20 protein-coding genes and 2 tRNA genes are annotated in these 22,390 nt (G+C 43.7%); 17 read left to right on the forward strand and 5 right to left on the reverse strand.

Annotated features, from left to right (window positions below; genetic code table 11):
• The first annotated feature begins 22 nt into the window (after positions 1 to 22).
• Together ACKGJO_RS14555 and ACKGJO_RS14560 are read left to right on the forward strand one after the other, a co-directional pair.
• Positions 23 to 1,504: a hypothetical protein gene (locus tag ACKGJO_RS14555; protein WP_411324190.1), complete on the forward strand. Its 1,482-nt coding sequence runs from the start codon at positions 23 to 25 to the stop codon at positions 1,502 to 1,504.
• Positions 1,505 to 1,650: 146 nt separating this feature from the next.
• Positions 1,651 to 3,027: a replication-associated recombination protein A gene (locus ACKGJO_RS14560; RefSeq protein WP_411324191.1), complete on the forward strand. Its 1,377-nt coding sequence runs from the start codon at positions 1,651 to 1,653 to the stop codon at positions 3,025 to 3,027.
• Positions 3,028 to 3,074: 47 nt separating this feature from the next.
• On the opposite strand, the gene ACKGJO_RS14565 is transcribed toward ACKGJO_RS14560, so the two are convergent.
• On the reverse strand, positions 3,075 to 3,611 hold the full coding sequence (locus ACKGJO_RS14565; RefSeq protein ID WP_411324192.1) for a macro domain-containing protein: 537 nt from the start codon (positions 3,609 to 3,611) through the stop codon (positions 3,075 to 3,077).
• 762 nt (positions 3,612 to 4,373) lie between these two features.
• Between ACKGJO_RS14565 and ACKGJO_RS14570 the strand changes: the two genes are divergently transcribed.
• Positions 4,374 to 4,937, forward strand: coding sequence for an NADPH-dependent FMN reductase (locus ACKGJO_RS14570; RefSeq protein WP_411324193.1), 564 nt, complete (start codon positions 4,374 to 4,376; stop codon positions 4,935 to 4,937).
• A 15-nt stretch (positions 4,938 to 4,952) separates the two neighbouring features.
• On the opposite strand, the gene ACKGJO_RS14575 is transcribed toward ACKGJO_RS14570, so the two are convergent.
• The 4 genes from ACKGJO_RS14575 to ACKGJO_RS14590 form a co-directional block, all read right to left on the reverse strand.
• A complete protein-coding gene (locus tag ACKGJO_RS14575) occupies positions 4,953 to 5,657 on the reverse strand; it encodes a response regulator transcription factor (RefSeq protein ID WP_411324194.1) in 705 nt (234 codons plus the stop codon).
• Complete coding sequence (locus ACKGJO_RS14580) at positions 5,647 to 7,374, reverse strand: sensor histidine kinase (protein WP_411324195.1); 1,728 nt, start codon at positions 7,372 to 7,374, stop codon at positions 5,647 to 5,649. The genes ACKGJO_RS14575 and ACKGJO_RS14580 overlap by 11 nt, the downstream gene beginning before the upstream one ends.
• Before the next feature lie 151 nt (positions 7,375 to 7,525).
• Complete coding sequence (locus tag ACKGJO_RS14585) at positions 7,526 to 7,912, reverse strand: response regulator (RefSeq protein WP_411324196.1); 387 nt, start codon at positions 7,910 to 7,912, stop codon at positions 7,526 to 7,528.
• A gap of 184 nt (positions 7,913 to 8,096) precedes the next feature.
• Positions 8,097 to 8,184: transfer RNA gene (locus tag ACKGJO_RS14590), tRNA-Leu, on the reverse strand.
• A 136-nt stretch (positions 8,185 to 8,320) separates the two neighbouring features.
• Here ACKGJO_RS14590 and ACKGJO_RS14595 point away from each other — a divergent pair.
• The 14 genes from ACKGJO_RS14595 (at position 8,321) to ACKGJO_RS14660 (ending at position 22,087) form a co-directional block, all read left to right on the forward strand.
• Complete coding sequence (locus ACKGJO_RS14595) at positions 8,321 to 10,090, forward strand: SLC13 family permease (RefSeq protein WP_411324197.1); 1,770 nt, start codon at positions 8,321 to 8,323, stop codon at positions 10,088 to 10,090.
• Positions 10,091 to 10,099: 9 nt separating this feature from the next.
• Positions 10,100 to 10,867 carry a 3'(2'),5'-bisphosphate nucleotidase CysQ gene (cysQ, locus tag ACKGJO_RS14600; RefSeq protein ID WP_411324198.1) on the forward strand — a complete coding sequence of 256 codons (768 nt, stop codon included), beginning with the start codon at positions 10,100 to 10,102 and terminating at the stop codon, positions 10,865 to 10,867.
• Positions 10,868 to 10,931: 64 nt separating this feature from the next.
• Positions 10,932 to 11,840, forward strand: coding sequence for a sulfate adenylyltransferase subunit CysD (gene cysD / locus ACKGJO_RS14605; RefSeq protein ID WP_411324199.1), 909 nt, complete (start codon positions 10,932 to 10,934; stop codon positions 11,838 to 11,840).
• Positions 11,841 to 11,928: 88 nt separating this feature from the next.
• The gene (locus tag ACKGJO_RS14610; RefSeq protein WP_411324200.1) at positions 11,929 to 12,285 is read left to right on the forward strand and encodes a four helix bundle protein; all 357 of its coding nucleotides are present in this window, start codon (positions 11,929 to 11,931) and stop codon (positions 12,283 to 12,285) included.
• Positions 12,282 to 14,219 carry a sulfate adenylyltransferase subunit CysN gene (gene cysN / locus ACKGJO_RS14615; RefSeq protein ID WP_411324201.1) on the forward strand — a complete coding sequence of 646 codons (1,938 nt, stop codon included), beginning with the start codon at positions 12,282 to 12,284 and terminating at the stop codon, positions 14,217 to 14,219. Before ACKGJO_RS14610 ends, cysN begins: the two co-directional genes overlap by 4 nt.
• Before the next feature lie 1,504 nt (positions 14,220 to 15,723).
• Positions 15,724 to 15,796: transfer RNA gene (locus ACKGJO_RS14620), tRNA-Gly, on the forward strand.
• 835 nt (positions 15,797 to 16,631) lie between these two features.
• A complete protein-coding gene (locus ACKGJO_RS14625; RefSeq protein WP_411324202.1) occupies positions 16,632 to 16,811 on the forward strand; it encodes a hypothetical protein in 180 nt (59 codons plus the stop codon).
• Between the two features lie 135 nt (positions 16,812 to 16,946).
• The gene (locus ACKGJO_RS14630; RefSeq protein ID WP_411324203.1) at positions 16,947 to 17,294 is read left to right on the forward strand and encodes a hypothetical protein; all 348 of its coding nucleotides are present in this window, start codon (positions 16,947 to 16,949) and stop codon (positions 17,292 to 17,294) included.
• 1,060 nt (positions 17,295 to 18,354) lie between these two features.
• Positions 18,355 to 19,578, forward strand: coding sequence for a Wzz/FepE/Etk N-terminal domain-containing protein (locus ACKGJO_RS14635; RefSeq protein WP_411324204.1), 1,224 nt, complete (start codon positions 18,355 to 18,357; stop codon positions 19,576 to 19,578).
• An 859-nt stretch (positions 19,579 to 20,437) separates the two neighbouring features.
• The gene (locus tag ACKGJO_RS14640; RefSeq protein WP_411324205.1) at positions 20,438 to 20,569 is read left to right on the forward strand and encodes a hypothetical protein; all 132 of its coding nucleotides are present in this window, start codon (positions 20,438 to 20,440) and stop codon (positions 20,567 to 20,569) included.
• Positions 20,570 to 20,640: 71 nt separating this feature from the next.
• Positions 20,641 to 20,883, forward strand: a complete 243-nt coding sequence (locus ACKGJO_RS14645; protein ID WP_411324206.1) for a hypothetical protein — start codon at positions 20,641 to 20,643, stop codon at positions 20,881 to 20,883.
• On the forward strand, positions 20,880 to 21,089 hold the full coding sequence (locus tag ACKGJO_RS14650; RefSeq protein WP_411324207.1) for a hypothetical protein: 210 nt from the start codon (positions 20,880 to 20,882) through the stop codon (positions 21,087 to 21,089). The genes ACKGJO_RS14645 and ACKGJO_RS14650 overlap by 4 nt, the downstream gene beginning before the upstream one ends.
• 474 nt (positions 21,090 to 21,563) lie before the next feature.
• Positions 21,564 to 21,788, forward strand: coding sequence for an addiction module protein (locus ACKGJO_RS14655; RefSeq protein ID WP_411324208.1), 225 nt, complete (start codon positions 21,564 to 21,566; stop codon positions 21,786 to 21,788).
• 2 nt (positions 21,789 to 21,790) lie between these two features.
• Positions 21,791 to 22,087 carry a type II toxin-antitoxin system RelE/ParE family toxin gene (locus ACKGJO_RS14660; RefSeq protein WP_411324209.1) on the forward strand — a complete coding sequence of 99 codons (297 nt, stop codon included), beginning with the start codon at positions 21,791 to 21,793 and terminating at the stop codon, positions 22,085 to 22,087.
• The last annotated feature ends 303 nt before the right edge of the window (positions 22,088 to 22,390 follow it).

The raw sequence follows: 22,390 nt of genomic DNA on the forward strand, positions 1-22,390 counted from the left end.
CCCGAACAGAATGCAGACTATTATGAAGAATATAAACAGCTACCGAAAATTCAGTAGAAACGATAAAGAGCCAAACCCGGATGGGGATTACATTCTGTATTGGATGCAGATCAATCGGCGCTTTCAGTATAATTATGCCCTGGAATATGCTGTGGCGCTTGCCAATAAATTTGATAAACCTCTGCTCATATATGAGGGTCTGAACGTCAACTATCCCTGGGCCAGTGACCGAATTCATACCTTCATGATGCAGGGCATGAAAGAGAACCTGGATCACGCCAAAGAGCAGAACCTGAATTTTTATTCCTATCTGGAAACAGAGCCCAAAGCCGGGAAGGGGCTTATCTATCAGTTGGCTGAGAATGCGGTATCCGTTGTTTCAGATGAGTATCCGGTTTTCATTATCAAAACACATAATGAGAACGTGGGGAAGAAGTTGGGGGTCCCTTATACTACTATCGATTCTAACGGGATCATTCCGCTGGGAGTAACGGATAAAGATCCCTATTCGGCGTACTTATTTCGCAAGGTGATGCAAAAGAACTTCCTGGAAGCCTTTACTCATCCTCCAAAGAAAGACCCAATGGAGGATCTTGAAAACAATGACAAGATATCGTTGCCAAATTCATTTACAGAAAAATATCCGCGAGCGGATGAGCATCTGAATGATATCGAAGATACGGTTTCAAACTTACCGATCGATCATGATGTGAAAGCAGCTGAATTGACCGGAACCCGGCAGGCAGGCATGGGTAAGCTTGGACATTTCGTGGCTCATAACCTCCATCAGTATGATGATAAGAGGAACGACCCTGATGCCAATGCCTCAAGTGGATTGAGCCCGTGGCTGCACTTTGGAAAGATCAGTGAGTACGAGATCGTGAAGACGATATTTGATCATCAACCAGAGGGGTGGGATCTGGATGACATCACTCCAAATAATGGCAAGAACTCCGGGTTCTTTAATGGTGACCCAAATATTGAGAGTTTTCTGGATGAGGTGATCACCTGGCGGGAAGTCGGGTTTCATTATGCCCATCACCGACCGGATTATGATCAGTTTGAAAGTCTGCCTGACTGGGCCTTGAAAACGATGGGTAAACATGAAAGTGATGAAAGAGAATATATTTATAGCCTGGAAGAATTCGAGCAATCCAAGACTCATGATGAGATCTGGAATGCGGCTCAAACCCAATTAAGAGAGACTGGGGTGATGCACAATTATCTCAGGATGTTATGGGGTAAGAAGATCATCGAGTGGACGCCTGATTACCGCACGGCCCTGGATTATATGATCGAGTTGAATAATAAATATGCTCTTGATGGGCGTGACCCGAACAGCTACTCCGGCATCTTCTGGTGTTTCGGGAGATTCGACCGAGCCTGGCAGGAGCGACCGGTCTTTGGCAAACTGCGATACATGACGAGTGATTCTACTCGAAGAAAGGTGAAGCTGGATCGGTATTTGAATAAATATGGGAATCAGAAGTCCTTATTGGATTAATACCATATACAACATACACCGTAGGGGAAATTCATGAAGTACCCCTACGGTGTATTTGGGATTTTGGCCTTTCTGAATTCTGATCACTTCTTTCCCCTAAACCACATATCTTACATATACCTTTTCAATCACCACGAAATTGATTCATGGATCTCTTCGAAGAAAAAAAATCCGCTAACTCATCTTTCTCATCCTCAAAAGATAATCCACAGTATAGTGAGCCCTTAGCTACCAGAATGCGGCCGCAATCGCTGGATGAATTTGCCGGTCAGGAGCATTTGGTGGGGGAAGGAAAGATGCTGCGTCGAATGATCGAAAGTGGGATCATAGGCTCACTCATATTTTATGGCCCGCCAAGCTCAGGTAAGACCACCCTGGCTCATGTCATTTCCCGTGAAATTAAAGCACAGTTTGAGGTGATCAATGCGGTACTGGACGGTATCAAGGAACTACGGAAGGTGGTGGATAAAGCTGAAAAGCTTAGAAAGCTGAACGGTCGCAAGACCATCCTGTTTGTGGATGAGATCCACCGCTGGAATAAAGCCCAGCAGGATGCCTTGCTGCCCCACCTTGAATCGGGGATCATTACATTGGTGGGTGCTACGACAGAAAATCCGTTTTACTCATTGGTCAATCCCTTGCTTTCCCGCTGTCAGCTTTTTGAGCTTCATCCCTTGACCATGGATGAAGTGAAACTCATGCTAAACCGGGCGCTCAAGGATCAAGAAAATGGCTTGGGCGAAAAAAATATTGAAGTAACCAAAGAAGCTTTTGAGTACCTGGCTGAAATGGCCGGAGGGGATATCCGAAATGCTTTGAACGCGTTGGAGGTGGCCGTACTTTCAAGTGAGCCTGATGAAGAGGGTAAGATCACGATCGATCTGAGTGTGGCCAAGGAAAGTATTCAGCGAAGGAATGTACGTTATGACAGAACGGGAGACGAACATTATCATTATGCGTCGGCTTTCATAAAATCCATGCGCGGTTCCGATCCCGATGCAGCTCTTTACTGGATGAATGCCATGCTGGAAGGAGGGGATGATCCGATCTTCATTTTCCGGCGCATGCTTATCTTTGCAAGTGAAGATGTGGGACTGGCGGAACCCAATGCTATTACCATGGTCAATGCGTGTCAGGATGCCTTTACAAAATGCGGGATGCCTGAGGGAATGTATTTTCTGTCGCATGCATGTTTGTACTTGAGTCACTGTCCGAAGAGTAACAGCACCAAAGCTATTTTTGAAGTGAACAGGGAGATCAGTGAGCGAGGGGTGAAGGATATCCCCCCATACCTAAAAGATAAAACAGCCAATAAGCTGGGAGCAACACATCTTGGAGTTGAGAATGCATCCGATGATTATAAATATCCGCATGATCATCCAAATAACTGGGTCGATCAGCAATATTTGCCGGACGCACTAAAGAATAAGCAATGGTATAAAGCAGGGGCTCAGGGCAGAGAGGCCTTGTTATGGAAGAAATGGCAGGAGATCAAGGGTAAAGGAAAACCTAAGAACGAATAAAATGTTAGCCTAACCGCAGGGTTCTGATGTTTTGCGTGCTTAGATGGTTAATCCTGATCAAAAATTTTATTCATAACCTGTTGGTGTACATCCAAAGCATCATTGCTATAAAGAACAAATCGGATGTTTTTCACTGATTCCAGCTTAGGCAAGAGATCTTTTATGGTAGTGAATGCAACTCCCGCTGCTTCTTTGACAGGGTAGCCAAAGGCGCCGGTTGAAATAGCAGGGAAAGCGATGGTTTTAATTTCATGCTCTTCAGCGATCTCAAGTGCATTTTTGTAGCAATCAGCCAAAAGTTGATCAGAAGGTTCATCTCTGCCATATACAGGACCGAGGCAATGGATAACATATTCGTTTGGCAGTTCATGAGCACCGGAAATTACTGCTTCACCGGGTTTGATAGGAGCCATAGGTTCACATTCTTCAGCAAGACCCGGGCCTGCTGCACGGTGAATGGCACCTGCAACTCCGCCACCGGTTTGCAATTGGGCATTGGCAGCATTTACAATAGCGGTCATATCCTCTTGTTTTGAGATATCACCCTGTATACACTCGATCTTGATGTCGTCTCTTGTGATCATATGTCTAAAACTTCGACTATAGTTTAAACTGTAGATAGAATAAAAGGACTTTTTTAAACTTTTCTATGTCACTCGCTACCTTCACTTTTATTCCTCTTCCTCCAAAATAAATACCCTATAATTATTAGAATGGGCATCCCTATAGCCAGAAAGTAATCAAACGGTGTATCCAATACTAGAGGTTCATTATTTGATGGACTTGGTATGTTCCGTGGAGCTTGTAAGAGTAGGAAATTGCTTATTAAAACTATTTGGTAATAAATGAATGAAATCATGTGAGTCAATTCAAGTTTAAAATCTTTACTTCTGTTGTTAAATATAAACAAAAAAGAAGCCGGTAAAATTTAAATAACAGATTCAGATTCATATTAAATGGCTATTTGCAGTTGCTTAGAGAGCAACTGTCACTGAGTTATTATCAATAAACTAACATTAGCAAACAAAACAGGCGAAGAGGATCAACCCTTCGCCCGTTGTTTTGGAGTTTTACCGATACCAACAGATATAAGCAGCCTAACCAACTTTCTGTATGGCACCGATTGGAATAAATATCCACTGATTTTCTTATCACCTTAAATACTTACCTAAAAGATAGTCAATAAGCATTAATAATTAAATTTAATTATTGATATAACAAAGAAAAATACAGTAATTATATGAAAGCGCTTTTATAAATAAAATATATAGATGAATCTGATTTGGAATGATTCTTTGTAGGAATTGGTATGTTGAGTCAAATAATAAAACTGAATACTACAATAGATGGATCTAAAAATAATAAGCAGTACCGACCGACCGAATTCAAATGCCCTTAAAGTATCTAACTATGTAAAAGTTTTGTATGAGCGGGAGGGCGCTGATGTGGAAGTGATAAGTCTGGAAGACTTCCCTTTAGAGAAGGTAGCAGGGGGAAAATATGGAAAAGACATTCCTGAGGTAAATATATTCAGGGATCCTATTGTAAACGCTGACGGATTAGTTTTTGTGATCCCGGAATACAACGGTAGCTTTCCGGGTATTTTGAAAGTATTTATCGATTATCTCCCGTTTCCTAAAGCATTTGAAAAAATGCCCATGGCATTTATAGGTGAAGCAAACGGAGCGTTTGGAGCTTTGCGATCCGTAGAACAATTTCAAATGATCGCTAATTACAGAAACGCACTGCAGTTTCCGGAACGCGTTTTCATATCAAGAGTGAACAAAGAATTTGATGAGGTATCAGGTATAAAAAACGAATTTACCCAAGGTCTGTTGGAATCACAGGTCCGTAATTTCGTTAAGTTTGTAGATGCTTCCACTCAAAAAGAAATGGATCAATTGGTCTGAACCAATATAGATCCTTTAATTATTTCTCAGCATATACCCGACACCGTGTAGTGTAATAAGGTAACGCGGATCATCAGGGTGTACTTCGATTTTAGCTCTTAGCTTGGATATGTGAACATCTACGGTGCGGGTATTTGTACTGAATTCGTATCGCCATACTTTTTCGAGCAGTTCATCACGTGAAACAGGTTCGTTGGCACTTTTTAGAAGATATCGGATCAACTCCACTTCTCGTGATGTAAGCTCAACTTCTTCACCATCCGGACGGTATACCATGCCCTCCATAAGATCGACCTTTACTTCTCCCAGCTGAAGAATATCGACTTCTCCGGAGGTGGAATACGTACCTGCACGTCTGAGTCTGGCTTCAATACGAGCAAGCAGCTCTTTCACACCGAATGGCTTGGTCAAATAATCATCGGCACCCAGGCCCAACCCTTTTACTTTGTCAGGTTCCTGATCTTTGGCTGTCAGCATTATCACAGGAAAGGTGTACTTTTCTTTCCTCAATTCTTCCATGATGTCGTACCCGCTTTTACCGGGCAGCATGATGTCGAGAAGCATCAGGTCAGGTTTGTGTTCTTTGACCATTTCGATGGCCTGAGTTCCTTCTTCACTGACCACAACATCGTAGCCTTCACTTTCCAATGTATCGCGAAGGGTGAAAATGAGGCTTGGTTCGTCCTCAACTACAAGAATTTTCATGGGTTTATCCGACATATTCAGTGTGCTGTTTTAAATTATCATTATCTGAAACCTGATCATTACCATCTAATGATGTAGGAGACTGACCGCTTTCTTGGCCTAATTTAGGAAATCTGACAATAAATGTTGTTCCCTGTCCGGGATTACTTTTTACATCTATAGTTCCGTCGTTCAGCTCAACCATATTTTTTACGATACTAAGGCCTAAACCATGTCCTTTTATTTTTGAGCTGGTTATATCTGAGTTTTCAACCCGATAGAATTTCTTGAAGATATTTTTTTGTTCTCGCTTCGGAATGCCGATTCCATGATCCGTGACACTGAGAAAAACATGTTTGTCATCGGATGAGATCTGATACTCCAGGTATTTTTCATCCTTGCTGTATTTGATGGCATTCTCGGTCAGGTTACTAAGAATAGTCTCAATACTGTCCTTATCTACGAAAGCTAAGGCCACTTCATCGCTGGAAGTGAATTTTACCTCAAATCCTTTTTTCTCTATATACTCCCTGTTTTCCTCAAGGTGAGACTTTACTAATTCATGCATACGATAGGGTGCAGCCTTGACAAGATTTTGACCGGAGTCGACGCGAGCCACATCCAAGAGCTTTTCGATCATGCCTTTCAGCCGGATAGACTCATTATAAATATGGTCGCCATACTGTTTTAGACGTTTGGGTTCGGTCACCCTTCCATCCGAAATATTTTCACCTGCTGCCTGCATCACAGCCAGTGGAGTTTTAAGTTCATGTGTCACATTAGCCAGGAAATTAGCCTGAGTTTGAGCAAGTTGTCTCTCGCGCTGTGCGGTAACGAACATAAAGACCAGTGAGCCGGTGAGAAAGAGCATGGCAAAACCGAGCACGAATAAGTTTTTGATCAGCGTTGCATTATAAGCATTGGAAACAGGCGATTCCAGGAAAGCCAGATTCAAGGACCAGTTATCAAAAAAGCCCGAACCTGAAAAGCGCATTCTGTGATCCACCATGTCAAAATTATAAGCTACGGTGGTATCATTGGTAGCCAGGATCTTATCGTCGGCCCAGTCACGTACCCAAACGACGATCCCGGTCTCATTACTGTCACCAAAATAATTGTTTAGATAGGGAGGGAAGACCTCCTCAATAATGTACTCCTCATCCAAGACAAGGGTAAGTATGCCGATCAGGCTATTCTCATTCAGGTTGATCAGTCCCAGGTTCAGGCTGCGGTGCGTGTCGAACTCAAAATTGTTATTCCAGCGGTAATTAAAGTCATTGAGCTGGATCTTTGTTTTGGTTCGAGCAATACCAACTCCGTCACAAACCAGTTTGGGATATTGGTCGGTCGGCACGATCTGATTGTTAATAGAATCGTACTGGTAAATTTCAGAGTCTTCAGCACAGGGATCGGTGCCATCGGGGGTAAAGTAGATGTCAGTAAAAAACGGACTGGCAGCTGAGCGCGTCAGCACTTCGTTGATATTATCAGGTAGCTGGCCTGAGTGCTGAATAGAATTTTCAATGGGTTCAAGTTCAATAGAGGAAATACCTCTAAGCGGATCTATGATCTGATTCCGAATGGAATCATTGATATCATCAAGCTGATCGATCCTTCTCTCTTCCTCCCCTTCAACCATCCGCGTTCTAAGGTCATAGAGGGAAAGTACATTCATGGTTGTCAGTGCTATGATCGCAAATAGACCGATCATCAGCAATGCCCACCGAAACGCCCTGTTTCCTAAAATTTTCATATTCTTCAATGTTTATATCTCAAACTACTGACTATTAAATATACCAAGTTAGTTCATTGAATGAACTCAAATTTGGTAAAATTCCGGGCATAAAAAAACCCTTCAGAAAAAGGGTTTAATTCATGGTTGATTATCTGAATATGTGAGCGGTCTACCTTTCGATCTTATCAATATTTCTTTCGATAGACTCTTTGAGATCGTTGAATTCAATAGGCTTGACAAGGTAATCGAGGTAGTCGGTCTCTTTAGCCCGCTGCACGTGATGCGGATCAGAGTTACCGGTAATATATATGACCGGTACGTCCGAAAATTTTCGGATCTCTTCCATTGCCGTGATGCCGTCAATTTCACCTTCAAGTGAGATATCCATCAAAATGAGATCAGGTTTAATCTTTTGAGCAACTTCAATGGCTGTTTTTCCATAAACGAGTTCCCCTTCAGCATCATAACCCAGTTTTTCCAAATAGCTCTCATACAGAAGATTCAGAATTAGATCGTCTTCCACGATCATCACTGTTTTATTCTGTTTATTATCCATCTTATCCGATTAATTCAAAAGCTGTAAGCATTTTATTACCTAATAATAACATGAAAAGATATTAAAGGAAATTTTGTAGGAATAAAAATACGTGAAATTTTAATGCTTAAAATATAAATAGTTAAGTAAAGAGACCTTTAAGCATAAAATAAAAGCCTGCTAAGATGTCTTAGCAGGCTTTCAGTACCGCTGATCGGACTCGAACCGATACGGGCATTTTAATACCCATTGGATTTTAAGTCCAACGTGTCTACCAATTCCACCACAGCGGCTACGGTTAAGTAGGCGCCAAATATACGGGTTTGTTGATTACATCTTCAAAGTTCTTTTCACATTTTTCAATTTTTTCGTCTGCCGGTACCGTGATATATTCCGCTTGCATCACATCACTTACTGAATTGAATCTACATGACACTTGAAGGCTGGTTTGTTTTAGGGGTAATCCTGATCTGTTTGATCCTGCTGGTTGGCACGTCCATTTCGGTCGATATCATCCTGTTCGCGGGGCTCGCTGTGATCTTCATATCAGGTATTTTACCTGCAGAGCAGGCTCTTTCAGGCTTTTCCAATGAGGGCATGCTGACGGTAGCTGTTTTATATATCGTGGCGGCAGGCCTGAAGGAGACAGGGGTTATTCATTATATAGTGGGTAAGGTGATGGGCGATGCGAAGACCGTTAAAAGAGCACAATTACGCATTATGAGTCCGGTTATGGTGATGAGTGCCTTTATGAACAATACACCGATAGTGGCCTCTTTTATTCCGGCACTGGAGCGGTGGAGCCGCATCTCGCAGATCCAAGTTTCCAAGATCCTTATCCCTTTAAGTTATTCCGCTATTTTAGGCGGCACCTGTACCCTGATCGGCACAAGCACCAATCTGATCATCAACGGATTGATGATTCAGAACGGTTCTGTTGAAACACTCGGCCTTTTTGAGCCTGCACTGATCGGTATTCCTGTGGCCATTGCCGGATTTATTTATCTGATGCTTTTTGGAGACCGGCTGCTACCTGAACGGGGGTCCAGTATGGATACCTTTCAGGATCCCAGGGAGTATACGATTGAGATGATCGTAGAGGCAGAAAGTGCATTGACCGGTAAGACCATTGAAGACGCCGGACTGCGTAATTTACCGGGATTATACCTGATGGAGATCCAGCGCAATAAGCGAACCATTCCGGCTGTAGGCCCTTATGAATTGCTGAAGGGTAACGACCGGCTGATATTTACCGGTATTGTGGATTCCATCATCGATCTGCGGCAGATATCCGGCCTTGTGCCGGCAACGGATCAGGTCTTCAAATTGAATGCCCCGAGAAACGAACGGGAGATGATCGAGGCGGTTGTTTCACGATCCAACCCACTGGCGGGGAGAACCATCAAAGATGGGAATTTCAGGGATAGGTACGATGCCGTGGTTATCGCTGTTTCGCGAAGCGGAGAGCGTATCGATGAAAAGATAGGAGATATCACACTGAAGATGGGTGATGTATTGCTGCTGGAAGCTCATCCCAACTTTGTAAGCAAATATCGAAACTCCAGTGATTTCTACTTGGTTAGCTCAATTGAGGATTCCACCCCGGTCACTTATGAAAAGGCCTGGCTGGCCGGTCTTTCTTTGGCAGGAATGGTCGTATTGGCTGCGACCGGCATACTCAGCATGCTGCAGGCAGCTATTGTAGCCGGTGGCTTTCTTCTGGTGACCAAAAGCTTCCGATATTCAACTGCTTTGGAAAGTGTGGACTGGCGCGTATTGATAGCCATTGCATCTGCCCTTGGATTGGGAAGTGCCCTGGAGTACACCGGAACCGCAGAATATCTGGCTACGAATTTACTATCCCTTGCGGGAGATAATCCCACGCTGGCTTTAGCGTTGACCTACGTGACAACCTGGCTGTTAACGGAAATGATCACCAATAATGCTGCAGCGGTCTTGGTGTTTCCGGTAGCCCTTTCGCTGGCCGCAACCCTTGGAGTCGATTTCATGCCATTTGCCATGGTGATGATCGTGGCAGCCTCGGCCAGCTTTTCAACGCCGATAGGGTATCAGACCAATTTGATGGTATTAGGTCCGGGGGGATATCAGTTCACAGACTTCACTAAGATCGGGCTTCCTCTGAATTTGATAGTCGGTCTAATAGCCGTATCTTTGATACCTTATATTTGGAATTTTTAAAAGAAATACATGCTCAATCAGGCTATTAAAACAGCAGAAGAGGCGGGGCAGAAGATACTGGAGTTTTATGAGACGGACTTAGAGGTCATTGAAAAAGAGGATGACTCTCCGCTCACCAAGGCTGATCTTGCCGCCCATCATATCATAGTTAACGCGTTAAAAGAGATCGATCCCGACATTCCCGTCATTTCAGAGGAATCCGGAATCCCCGATTATGAGGAAAGAAAGAACTGGGATACATTCTGGCTGGTCGATCCGCTGGATGGCACCAAGGAATTCATCAAGAAAAATGGGGAGTTTACCGTCAATATTGCCTTGATAAAAGGGGATAAACCGGTACTTGGAGTCGTTTACGTGCCGGCTCTAGATATCATGTACTACGGAGATGATACCATCGGTTCTTACAAAAGGGAAGGAGACAGCAAGGCTGAAAAGCTTGAAACCGACACATTCAAAAACACAGGACCGGCAAGGATCGTGGTCAGCCGTTCACACGGTGATGACAACACACAAGCGGAATTAGAAAAACTCGGTATCGAGGTCAGTGAAGAAGTACCCTCCGGAAGCTCCATTAAATTTTGTCTGGTCGCCGAAGGCAAAGCAGACCTCTATCCGCGCCTAGGACCAACAATGGAATGGGACACCGCCGCCGCCGATGCCGTATACAGGTATTCCACTAATTCCGGCGAAAAATATTCCCCACTGAAGTACAACAAAGAAACCTTCAAAAACCCCTATTTTCTATTGGGAATGGATGAGTTTATAGATCTGGAGTGATCACTCAAAACTCAAAACTAAGAACTCAAAACTAAAAAACGGTCATCCGTCTAAAGACAACGTCATGAGCGAACGCAAAAAACAATCGCATTTAAAAGAACTTGAAGACGAAGGCATCTACGTAATGAGAGAAGTAGCCGCTCAGTTCGACCGGCCGGTACTGCTTTTCTCAGGTGGGAAGGATTCCATCGTCATGTTTCACCTGGCTCTGAAAGCCTTCCACCCGGGCAAGGTCCCGTTTCCACTCATGCACGTGGATACCGGACATAATTTTCCGGAGACCATCGAATTCCGTGATAAACTGGTCGAAAAATATGGGGTAGAATTATTGGTAGGAAGCGTACAGGAGTCCATTGAAAAAGGGGATGTAGAAGAAGAAACAGGTCCGGATGCCAGTCGGAATGCCCTTCAAACGGTAACTCTTTTGGATACTTTGAAGAAATATGAAGTGGATGCCGCCTTAGGTGGTGGTCGACGTGATGAGGAGAAAGCCCGGGCCAAAGAACGATTTTTCTCGCATAGAGATGTATTTGGGCAGTGGGATCCTAAGAATCAGCGGCCGGAATTATGGAATTTATATAATGGGATGAAAAAGCCCGGCGAAAACTTCCGCGTATTCCCCATTAGTAACTGGACAGAAATGGATGTATGGCAGTACATCGCTCAGGAAGAGATCGATATCCCGTCTCTGTATTTTGCTCACGAGCGGGAAGTATTCAACCGCCGGGGAGTATGGCTGGCAGATACCGATTTTGTCAATAAAATGGATGATGAGGAAGTGGTCACCAAAACGGTTCGATTCAGAACCATCGGTGATGCAACCTGTACTGGTGCAGTGGAATCAACGGCCTCCAACATGGAAGAGATCATTCAGGAAGTGGCTTCCGCCCGACAAACCGAACGCGGCAACCGCCACGACGACAAGCGCAGCGAAACGGCTATGGAAGATCGGAAGAGGCAGGGGTACTTTTAGTTTTGAGTGAAAAGTTTTGAGTTTTGAGTGTAAGGATTGGTCAGCAAACTGCTCTTACTTTAAAACTTGAACTTAAATTCGACTCATTATGAATTATAAAGGCCCTATTTATGAGAAATCATTTGAATTTGCATTACTGACCTTAGAATTGTGTGCGACGTTGAAATCAATGAGAGAATACGATCTCTCTAGGCAGATATTAAAAGCAGGAACAAGTATAGGTGCAAATGTTAATGAAGCAGGAGCAGCAGTATCTAAAAAGGATTTTGTGAACAAAATGTCTATTGCCCTAAAGGAAGCAAGAGAATCATGGTTCTGGCTTAAATTATTCAGATCCAGTAATACAGTAAAAATTGAGGTTGACCACCACATTGATAAATGTGAGGAATTAATAAGAATTCTGACATCCATTGTTAAAACAACACAGGCTACGATTAAAAAATGACAAACAAAAAAGAACCACTCAAAACTCAAAACTCAAAACTCAAAACTACGGATGCCGAAGGCAGCAAGTATCTCGATATGGACCTTCTCCGTTTTACCACGGCCGGTAGTGTGGATGATGGAAAAAGTACGCTGATCGGGAGATTGTTCTATGATTCCAAGTCTATTTTTGAAGATCAGATGGAGGCGATCGAAAAATCGAGCAAGAGCAGTGGGGAAGAGGAAGTGAACCTGGCGCTTTTAACGGACGGACTTAAGGCCGAGCGCGAGCAGAAGATCACCATTGATGTAGCCTATCGCTATTTTGCGACACCAAAACGGAAATTCATTATAGCTGATACTCCGGGTCACACTCAGTACACCCGGAATATGGTGACCGGTGCTTCCACGGCTGATCTTGCGGTTATTCTGGTGGATGCTTCCAAGGGTCTATTGACGCAATCACGCCGACATGCATTTATCTCCTCTCTTTTGAGAATTCCCCATCTGGTGGTCGCCATCAATAAGATGGACCTCGTGGATTATTCTGAAGAGGTATATGATGAGATCGTTTCAGAATTCAGTGCCTTTGCCAAGAAGCTGAACGTGACGGATGTGACTTACATCCCGATATCCGCCCTGAAAGGCGATAACGTGGTTGATAAAAGCGAAAACACCGAATGGTACAAAGGTTCAACCCTGTTGCACCACCTGGAGAATGTGAAGGTGGATGCCGATGAGAACATCATCGATTTTCGTTTCCCGGTTCAATATGTGATCCGGCCGAACCAGAATTTCAGGGGATTTTCAGGTCGTGTGGCCTCCGGGCACGTGCGTCCAGGCGATGAGGTGAAGATCCTGCCATCCGGTTTAACAACCAAGATCAAAGAGATCGTGACGCGGGGTGAAAATCTGGATATCGCCTACCCCGGTGATTCTGTGACTTTAACCACCGAAGATGAGATCGATATTTCCCGTGGGGATATGATCGTCCGAAAGGACAACGTGCCGACGGTTCGGAATGACTTTCAAGCCTATGTATGCTGGATGGACAGCAAGCCCCTTGAGCCCGGCAAGCAGTATGTTCTGCAGCATAACACCCGCAGAACCCAGATGTATGCGGACGATATCGTATATCGCATGAATGTTGACACCATGAAACGGGAAGATGCCAACAAGCTTGAGCTGAATGAGATCGGCCGAGTGAAGCTGGTCAGCAGTCAGCCCCTGTTCTTTGATGCCTATCAGATCAATAAAAAGACGGGCAGTTTTATCATTATCGATAAGGCAACCAATGTGACGGTAGGAGCCGGGATGATGCGTGCGGGTTCGACGGTGGCCAAGGACGGTAAACCGGGGACCGAAGACCGAAGTGTCTCACCAAATGTACATTGGGAACCATGGAATATTCCGCGGGAAGAACGGGAAAAGAGAAACGGCCATAAGGCGCAGGTTCTGTGGCTGACCGGAATTTCCGGAGCCGGTAAGAGTACCATTGCAAAAGAGGTCGAAAAAAGACTGTTTGAAGACGGTAAACAGACGATGTTACTGGATGGAGATCAGGTACGACATGGACTAAACGGTGATCTTGGTTTCAGTGCGGCCGACCGAAGTGAGAATATCCGAAGGGTAGGCCACCTGTCACGATTGTTCTTTGAGCACGGAAATGTAGTGATCTGTACCTTTGTCTCACCGTTTGATACAGATCGGGAGAAGGTGAAAGCCCTATTCCCTGAAGGAGATTTCAAGGTCGTTCACATCACCTGTGATCCAAAAACAGCACAGGAGCGAGACCCCAAGGGACTCTACGCCAAAGCAGAAAAAGGCGAGATCACCGGCCTCACCGGCTACGATGCCAGCCACGAAGCCCCCGAAGACCCGGCGCTTACAATAAACACTGATGAGCTATCTATTGATGAAGCGGTAGAGAAGGTGTTGGAGCTGATAGAAGATTAAGGTTTCGATTAAAAATGAGTCATCGCGGGCTTAGACCCGCGATCTTCTGAATTCGGATTACAAGCTACAATTCAATCCCTTTATGCCGATGAATCGCGGATTAATCGGATTTGCGGATGATCACGGATTCGATTTCCATCTGACGACTGATAAAAGGTTAGGTAAATAGATCCTGCACAGAGCCGTTTGATGGATGGGTTGGATAAAAACCGGTTGCTCGCATCAGCGAAGGGTTATAATAAAGTATATCGCATTGCAGAATGTGGTATTTGTAAACCCTTCGCTTGTGAACCGGAAGACTTCACCGGTTCTGGTAATTATGATGCTTACCATTAAACAACTTCAGTATTCAACGAGTCATCCTGATCCGCGGGCTGGCGAGAAGGATCTTGGCAATTCATACTCGGTTATCCGTTTCAAAACTTCGTCCGACGACTGAAACTTGGTCAGGCAGTATAATCCTGCAAAGAGTCGTCTGCCGAATATGTTTAATTAGACCTTGTTGAATGTATTCTCTACCTCATCTGTCTTCTCCTTGGCAAGGAGAAGGAGAAGGACGCCTTTTATGGTTGATAAGTAGTTCATGCAGTTTAGGCTTTAGTGATTACCTCATTTTGAACCGTGTTTTTAGGATTATGAAAAAAATATACAGGATTCACTTCAACATTGGGTGTTCCTTGTTGGATATTCGATATTCAAACCGCCTCCCCGCATTAGACAAGGAGGGGATTGAGGGGTGGTTGATTGGTGCCAAGGGCTGAATAATTAACTGCACCATCGAAAATAATTGGAATCGCGGATTGATAGGATTGATGGATGGTCACGGATTCGAGCTCCATCTGACGATTGATAGAGGATTTGGTAATTAAATCCTGCAAAGAGTCGACTGATGGATCAAGTAAAAAAAAACAGGTAGCCCATATCAGCTAAGGGTTAATAAAGTGTATCGCATTGCAGAATGTGGTATTTGTAAACCCTTCGCTTGTGAACCGGAAGACTTCGCCGGTTACGGTAAATGTGATGCTTATCATTAAATAACTTCAGTATTCAACGAGTCATCCTGATCCGCGGGCTGGCCGAGAAGGATCTTGGCAATTCATACTCGGACATCCGTTTCAAAACTTCGTCCGACGACTGAAACTTGGTCAGGCAGTATAATCCTGCAAAGAGTCGTCTGCCGAATATGTTTAATTAGACCTTGTTGCCGGTAGTCTCCACCTCATCTGTCTTCTCCTTGGCAAGAAGAAGGACGCCTTTTATGGTTGATAAGTAGTTCATGCAGTTTAGGCTTTAGTGATTACTTCATTTTGAACCGGGTTTTTAGGATTATGAAAAAAATTTACAGGATTCACTTCAATATTGGATGTTCCTTGTTGGATATTCGATATTCAATTCTCCCTTTACTAAGGTGAGAAGGCCTTCTTGTGAGTGTTTTGATTTTTCAACTATCAAGTGTATCATTAGTGAAAGTTAGATATTAGATACTATTAAAAATATTACACTAGCGGGAATAGCTCAATCAGAAGAGCATCAGCCAACCAGGTTGAAGGTTGCAGGTTCAAATCCTGCTTCCCGCTCTTTTTTATTTCAGGGGTAATAAAGACAACAGAACAAAGGTCAATTCTGGTACTTACGCAGGGGAGAAGACGCTTTAGTAACTCGCTTTTTATGATTCTGCTTCAGAAGCTATTGTACATACCTCATGCTGAACCGAGATTACCAGGATTAAGAGGACGATTTACAGGATTCACTTCAATATTGGATGTTCAGAAAAAATCCTCCTTTGAAGGAGGTGCCGGGCTGAGCGAATGCGAAGCCTGGCGGAGGATGTGGGAGGCATAACAACGGATCAGACTCCCTGAAGCAAACTCCCTAGCCAAAAAGTGTCATCCTGAGTCCCCGAAGGATCTTGCCTTTACATACCCGGTTGCCCGTATCCGCTACCCCTTTTTGTTTCTCCCCTTACACAGGGGAGAAGACGCTGTCGTAATATCAGTGATGGCTAAAAACATCACAGACTTTGGTAAGTGCCTTATTTTAAAATGGGATTTTCAGTATCCACCTCATATCCCCCGTCCGACGACTGAAACATAGTCAGGCAATCTAATCCTGCAAAGAGTCGTCCGACGATTTGATTACTTGAACTTGGTTGCCGGTATTGTCCACCTCATCTGTCTTCCCCTCAACAAGGAGAAGGACTCCTGTTATAGTTGGTGAGCAGATAGTAAGTCAAGGCACTGGCATGTACCTCGTTTTGAACCGGATTTTCAGGTTTATGAGGATGAAATAGAAGATTTACCTCAATAATCATTGTTCATTACTAAAATAAAACAGGTTAAATCATTACATTGATAGAGATAAACCAAAGATTATTGGGTAGCTCACTGAATATTTAATACAGATAGATTCAACATGAAACGTATTGTTCATATTGCAAAAAGTCACAAAGAAGCGAGAGAGTGGGATATCAAACAATCTATATCAATGACAGCTGATGAGAGACAAGCGATTGCTAAAGAACTTAAAAATAGAGTTTATGGCAAGGAAGTACCCGATGTTAGGCAAGCAAGCCTGAAAAATGGCAAACAATAGAGACGGTATGGATTCAGCATACTTTTCGAACGATACAAAAGAATTCATAACACTACTTGCCAAACATAAAGTAAAGTATCTGATAGTTGGGGAGAGGCGGTCATCTACTATGGGTATCCCAGGTTAACCGGAGATGTGGATTTCTTCTATTCCAATGATCCAAATAATGTTAATTCCCTTTTTAAAGCGCTGCTGGAATTTTGGGATAATGATATTCCTGGGATAAATGATCAGGGAGATTTAAATACACCGGGCTATGTCATACAATTTGGTTTACCGCCAAATCGAATTGACATAATGAATTCCATAGAAGGCGTGCTCTTTGAAGAGGCCTGGGAAAATAGAAAAACGGAATACATTCGATCAGACCAACAAGAAATACCTATCTATTATTTGGGACTGGAACAATTGATCATAAATAAAAAAGAGACCGGAAGACAAAAAGATCTGGATGATCTGGATTATTTAAGAAAACTAAAATAATGTGGATCGTCGATTCACCGGATAATGGATGATCACGAATTCGAGCTCCATCTGACGACTGAAACATTGCCAGGCAATAAAATCTACAAAGAGTCTCCTGACGATTTGTTTAAATGGGCTTGGTTGCTTGAATTCACGACCTCATCTGTCTTCTCCTTAACAAGGAGAAGGACGCTTTTTATGGTTGATAAGTTCATGCAGCTTAGGTTTTAGTGATTACCTCATTTTGAACCCGTTATTAACAAGATTGGGAAATAGTTTTACAGGATCCACTTCAATATTGGATGTTCCTTGTTCGATATTCGATATTCAATTCCCCCCTCTTTGTTTCTCCCCTTACACATGGGAGAAGACGCGATAACGAGTAAAATGATGGTTAAAACCTCAAAATCTAAAGTCACTACCTCATCTTGAACCGGGATTTACAGGATTACGAAAAAGATCTACAGCATCCACATCCACATTCGATATTCGAAAAATCTTCCTTTGAAGGAGGTGCCGGGCTGAGCGAATGCGAAGCCTGGCGGAGGATGTGGGAGGCATAACAATGAGGCAATCTCCCTAAAACAAACTCCCAAGCAGACCAGGAAGATTGCCACAGGCTGTGCTCACTGCGTTCACGGCAGCCTTCGCAATGACCGGGTCAAATAAGACAAGGATCTTGGCAATTGATACTCGGTTGCCCGTTCCAAAACTTCGTCCGACGACTGAAACATGGGCAGGCAACCTAACCCTGCAAAGAGTCGTCCGATGGGTGAGTTGGATAATGATTGGTTGCCCATATCAGCGAAGGGTTAATAAAGTGTATCACATTGCAGAATGTGCTATTTGTAAACCCTTCGCTTGCGAACCGGAAGACTTCACCGGTTATGGTAAATGTGATGCTTATCATTAAACCACTTCAATATTCAGTATTCCTCTGTTCGATATTCGATATTCGATATTCATCCCCCTCGGTCAACTACGAACTCAAAACTCAAAACTAAACACTAAAAAAAACCGCCTTTAAATACACCCGTTATCTTCGTATCATTTAAGCTTAATAAAAAATGACAGGAACGTGAGCGAAGAGAATAAAAACAACGATCAGGGGCACAATTCAGATCAGCCCGGGAAGAAGAAAAAGACGGATGAATTTCCGATTCAGGAATACCGTTTAGTACCCGCCCATGAGGGGTATGCAGATTATGAAGAAGATGAGATCGATCTCATTGAGCTGGCCAAGACCATATGGGACAACCGGGTCATTATATATAAATTTGTAGCCATTGGGGTGGTGCTGGGACTGGTGGTCGCTCTTTTAAGTCCCAAAGAATATAAAAGCAATGCGACCCTCATGCCTGAGACACAAAGTAGTAATGCCGGCGCAAGTGGATTGCTGCAGCAATACGGAGGCTTATTGGGTATTGGCGGTGGCGCAAGCCTGGAAGGCGGTGGCATCATTCCGCCTCAGTTATACCCTCAAATGGTCCAAAGCATGCCCTTTCAGCTGGAGCTGTTGAATACGGAAGTCGAATTTCCACGCTTTGAAACCTCCGCCACGGTCTACACCTTTTTTGATGAAGTGTATGCGCCCGTTTCTGTGCTTTCGTATGTAAAGCAATATACCATTGGCTTGCCCGGTAAACTGATCGGGTTGTTTAAAGAGGAAGCAGCGCCAAGGCCGTTGCCGAAAGGATTTGAAACGGACTCCGTGATCTCGGTAACCAAAGGGCAAATGCAGATCATTGAAAATATGAGGGGACGGGTTTCCGTATCACTGGATGATGAATCAGGGATAATTAACTTATCCATAACCATGCCCGACCCTGAAGCCGCAGCCCAGCTGGCTCAGAAAAGCATAGGCCTGATACGGGAATATGTGGTGAACTACAAAACTCAAAAAGCCGAAGAAGATCTGGTTTACGCCAGAGAGCAGCTGGAGGGGGCTAAAGAAGAATTTGAAGCCGTCCAGAACAGACTGGCGGAATTCAGGGACAGTAATGTAAACCTGTCCTCAGCCCGCGCACAGACCCAGCTTCAGCGGTTACAGTCAGAATATGACCTCGCTTTTAATGTGTACAATTCCCTGGCTCAGCAGGTTGAACAGGCCAAACTGAAAGTGCAGGAGCAAACACCGGTCGTAAGTGTGCTACAACCCGTGCAGGTGCCGGTCAATGACGAAACCAGCGGAGCCATGATCCTCATCGTGTTTGTGATGCTGAGTGGCATCGCCAGTATAGGATGGATCTTCATCAGGCAGTTTTTGGAGTCAGATCCTTTTGGCAGAAAATCCGAAGACTAATAGAAGTAATCCTGATCTGCCGGCTAGCGGAGAAGTATCTCGCCTATCAATAGCCGGTTGCCCATAATTAAAACACAATCCCTCCACTTTGACCCGGAATCCTTTAAAGATTTCCCCGCTTGGGGGTGTGTAAATGGTACCAGGGTTCAAGTTGCTGACTGCAACTTCGAACCCGTTCCAAAACATCGTCCGACGACTGAAACATGGGCAGGCAACCTAATCCTGCAAAGAGTCGTCTGACGAATGGGGAGATAAAAGCGGGTTGCCCGTATTCGCTACCCCTCTTTGTTTCTCCCCTTACACAGGGGAGAAGACGCTTTAGTTACTCGCTTTTTATGATTCTGCTACAGAAGCTTTTGTACTTACCACATCTTGAACCGGGATTTTCAGGATATAGAGAAGATCTACAGCATCCACTTCAATATTGGAAGTTCCTTGTTGGATATTCGATATTAAACCAGCCTCCCCGCCTTAGACAAGGAGGGGATTGAGGGGTGGTTGGATGGTGCCAAGGGCTGGATAACTTACTGCACCATCAAAAATAATTGGAATCGCGGATTGATCGGATTGACGGATGATCACGGATTTAAATTCCATCTGACATCTGATATCTGATAGAGGGGCAGGTCGTTAAATCCTGCAAAGAGTCGTCTGATGAATGAGGGGAAAAAAGACAGGTAGCCCACATCAGCGAAGGGTTAATAAAATGTATCACATTGCAGATTGTATTATTTGTAAACCCTTCGCTTGTGAACCGGAAGACTTCACATGTTATGGTAAATGTGATGTCTAACATTAAACCACTTCAACATTGGAAGTTAAAAAAATCCTCTTTTGAAGGAGGTGCCGGGCTGAGCGAATGCGAAGCCTGGCGGAGGATGTGAGAGGTATAACAACGATCAGTCTCCCTAAAACAAACCCAAACTGGAAGCAGGAGCTTCCCGGAATGCATTACGAAGGAGACCTTCGTAACGAGCAAGTAAAAAACTGAGTACTGTTAACTGATCACTGAAAACTGTAAACATTCGGCCTTAGAAAAAAGACCGTTAAGAAAATGATGAAATGCAGCGTAATAAAAGAAATCATATCAATAAAAGGCAGTCATTGCGAGGAGCCCGAATGTTGAAACTAAGCATAGGCTGTTTAACGACGCGGCAATCTTCTTGCACCACTTGGGATGTTGATCAACGTCCAATTGATGGAGCATTGATTTCTTTTAGCGGAATGGAATCATTTTTAGGGCTTTTTTCGCAGCCGGGAGCTTTTGTTTCTTTTGGCGGTCCAAAAGAAAGGGGAGAGTTTTGAAAACGAAGCAATCAGCCAAATATAACCTCCCAAGCACATCAAGGAGATTGCCACAGGCTGTGTTCACTCCGTTCACAGCAGCCTTCGCAATGACCGGGTCAAAAAAGACAAGGATCTTGGCAATTGATAGTCGGTTGCCCGTTCCAAAACTTCGTCCGACGACTGAAACATGGGCAGGCAACCTAATCCTGCAAAGAGTCGTCTGACGAATGGGGAAAAAAAGACAGGTAGCCTGTATCAGCGAAGGGTTAATAAAATGTATCACATTGCAGAATGTATTATTTGTAAACCCTCGCTTGCGAACCGGAAGACTTCACCGGTTATGGTAAATGTGATGCTTATCATCAAACCACTTCAATATTGGATGTTCCTTGTTGGATATTCGATATTCATCGCCCCCTTCGGACCACCGTGCTCCGTCCCCGGTCGTAAATAACTAATCACTAAAAACTCCCCCTGTAGTTTACCCATATCTTTCTTATTTTTTAGGGTTCAAAAAAAGATCATGCAGACAGAAAGAGTTTTGACAAAGGGGGGAACATGTGCACAGACAAACCACTCGGTACTCAGTACTCAGAATTCTTTTCGGCGGCGGTCCATGGTTCCAACTCAGAACTAAACACTAAGCGCAGCATTGACACAGTTAGATAGTTTACTCAATAAAATAAGAGGAAATTCATATGAGTAAAAAAAATGAACTTTTAAAGAAAGCATTAATGCTGAAGCCCAAAGAAAAAGCAAGCATGATTGAGGCGCTTATCAAAAGCCTTGATGCACCGGATGAGGCTATTGATGCATTGTGGAAGCAAGAATCTGAAAGCAGAATTGATGCCTACGAGAAAGGGGCCCTCAAGGCAGTTTCAGTGCAAGAAGCCTTTGCCAAATATCAAATTGATGCCGATTAAGTATGGAAATCCGGTTATTAAATGTTGCACAGCAGGAAATGGATGAATCTTTTGAATTTTATGAAGAACAAATGGCCGGATTAGGCCATGATTTCCTTGCAGAAATACTGGCAACACTTAAAAGGATTAAACAGGATACAGACGCATGGACTCCATTTTCTAACCGTACCCGAAGATGCCTGGTAAATAGATTTCCCTTTGGGGTTGTATATCAAGTGCAAGTAGATGCAATTTTAGTAGTAGCCATTGCCCATTTACACAGAAAACCAGGCTATTGGGAAAACAGGATAGAAAAATAAATACATTAGGACTTGATAACATAATTTCAAAAAAAACATTATTAGCTTGAGAACATTGAACATCCAATTGAGAAGTAAAAGAAAAGAATCACAGATTAAATGGATAAAGGTTGACACGGATTAAAACGTTAAACATTCAATGGTGGAAGTTGGAAGTTGGAAGTTGGATGTTCGCTGTTCATCTGTTCAAACCGGCCTTAGAAAAAAGACCGTTAAGAAAATGATGAAATGAAGCGTTAAAAAAGAAATCATATCAATAAAAGGCAGTCATTGCGAGGAGCCCGAATGTTGAAACTAAGCATA

Source organism: Gracilimonas qinghaiensis (genome assembly GCF_046602855.1).
Classification (GTDB): domain Bacteria; phylum Bacteroidota; class Rhodothermia; order Balneolales; family Balneolaceae; genus Gracilimonas.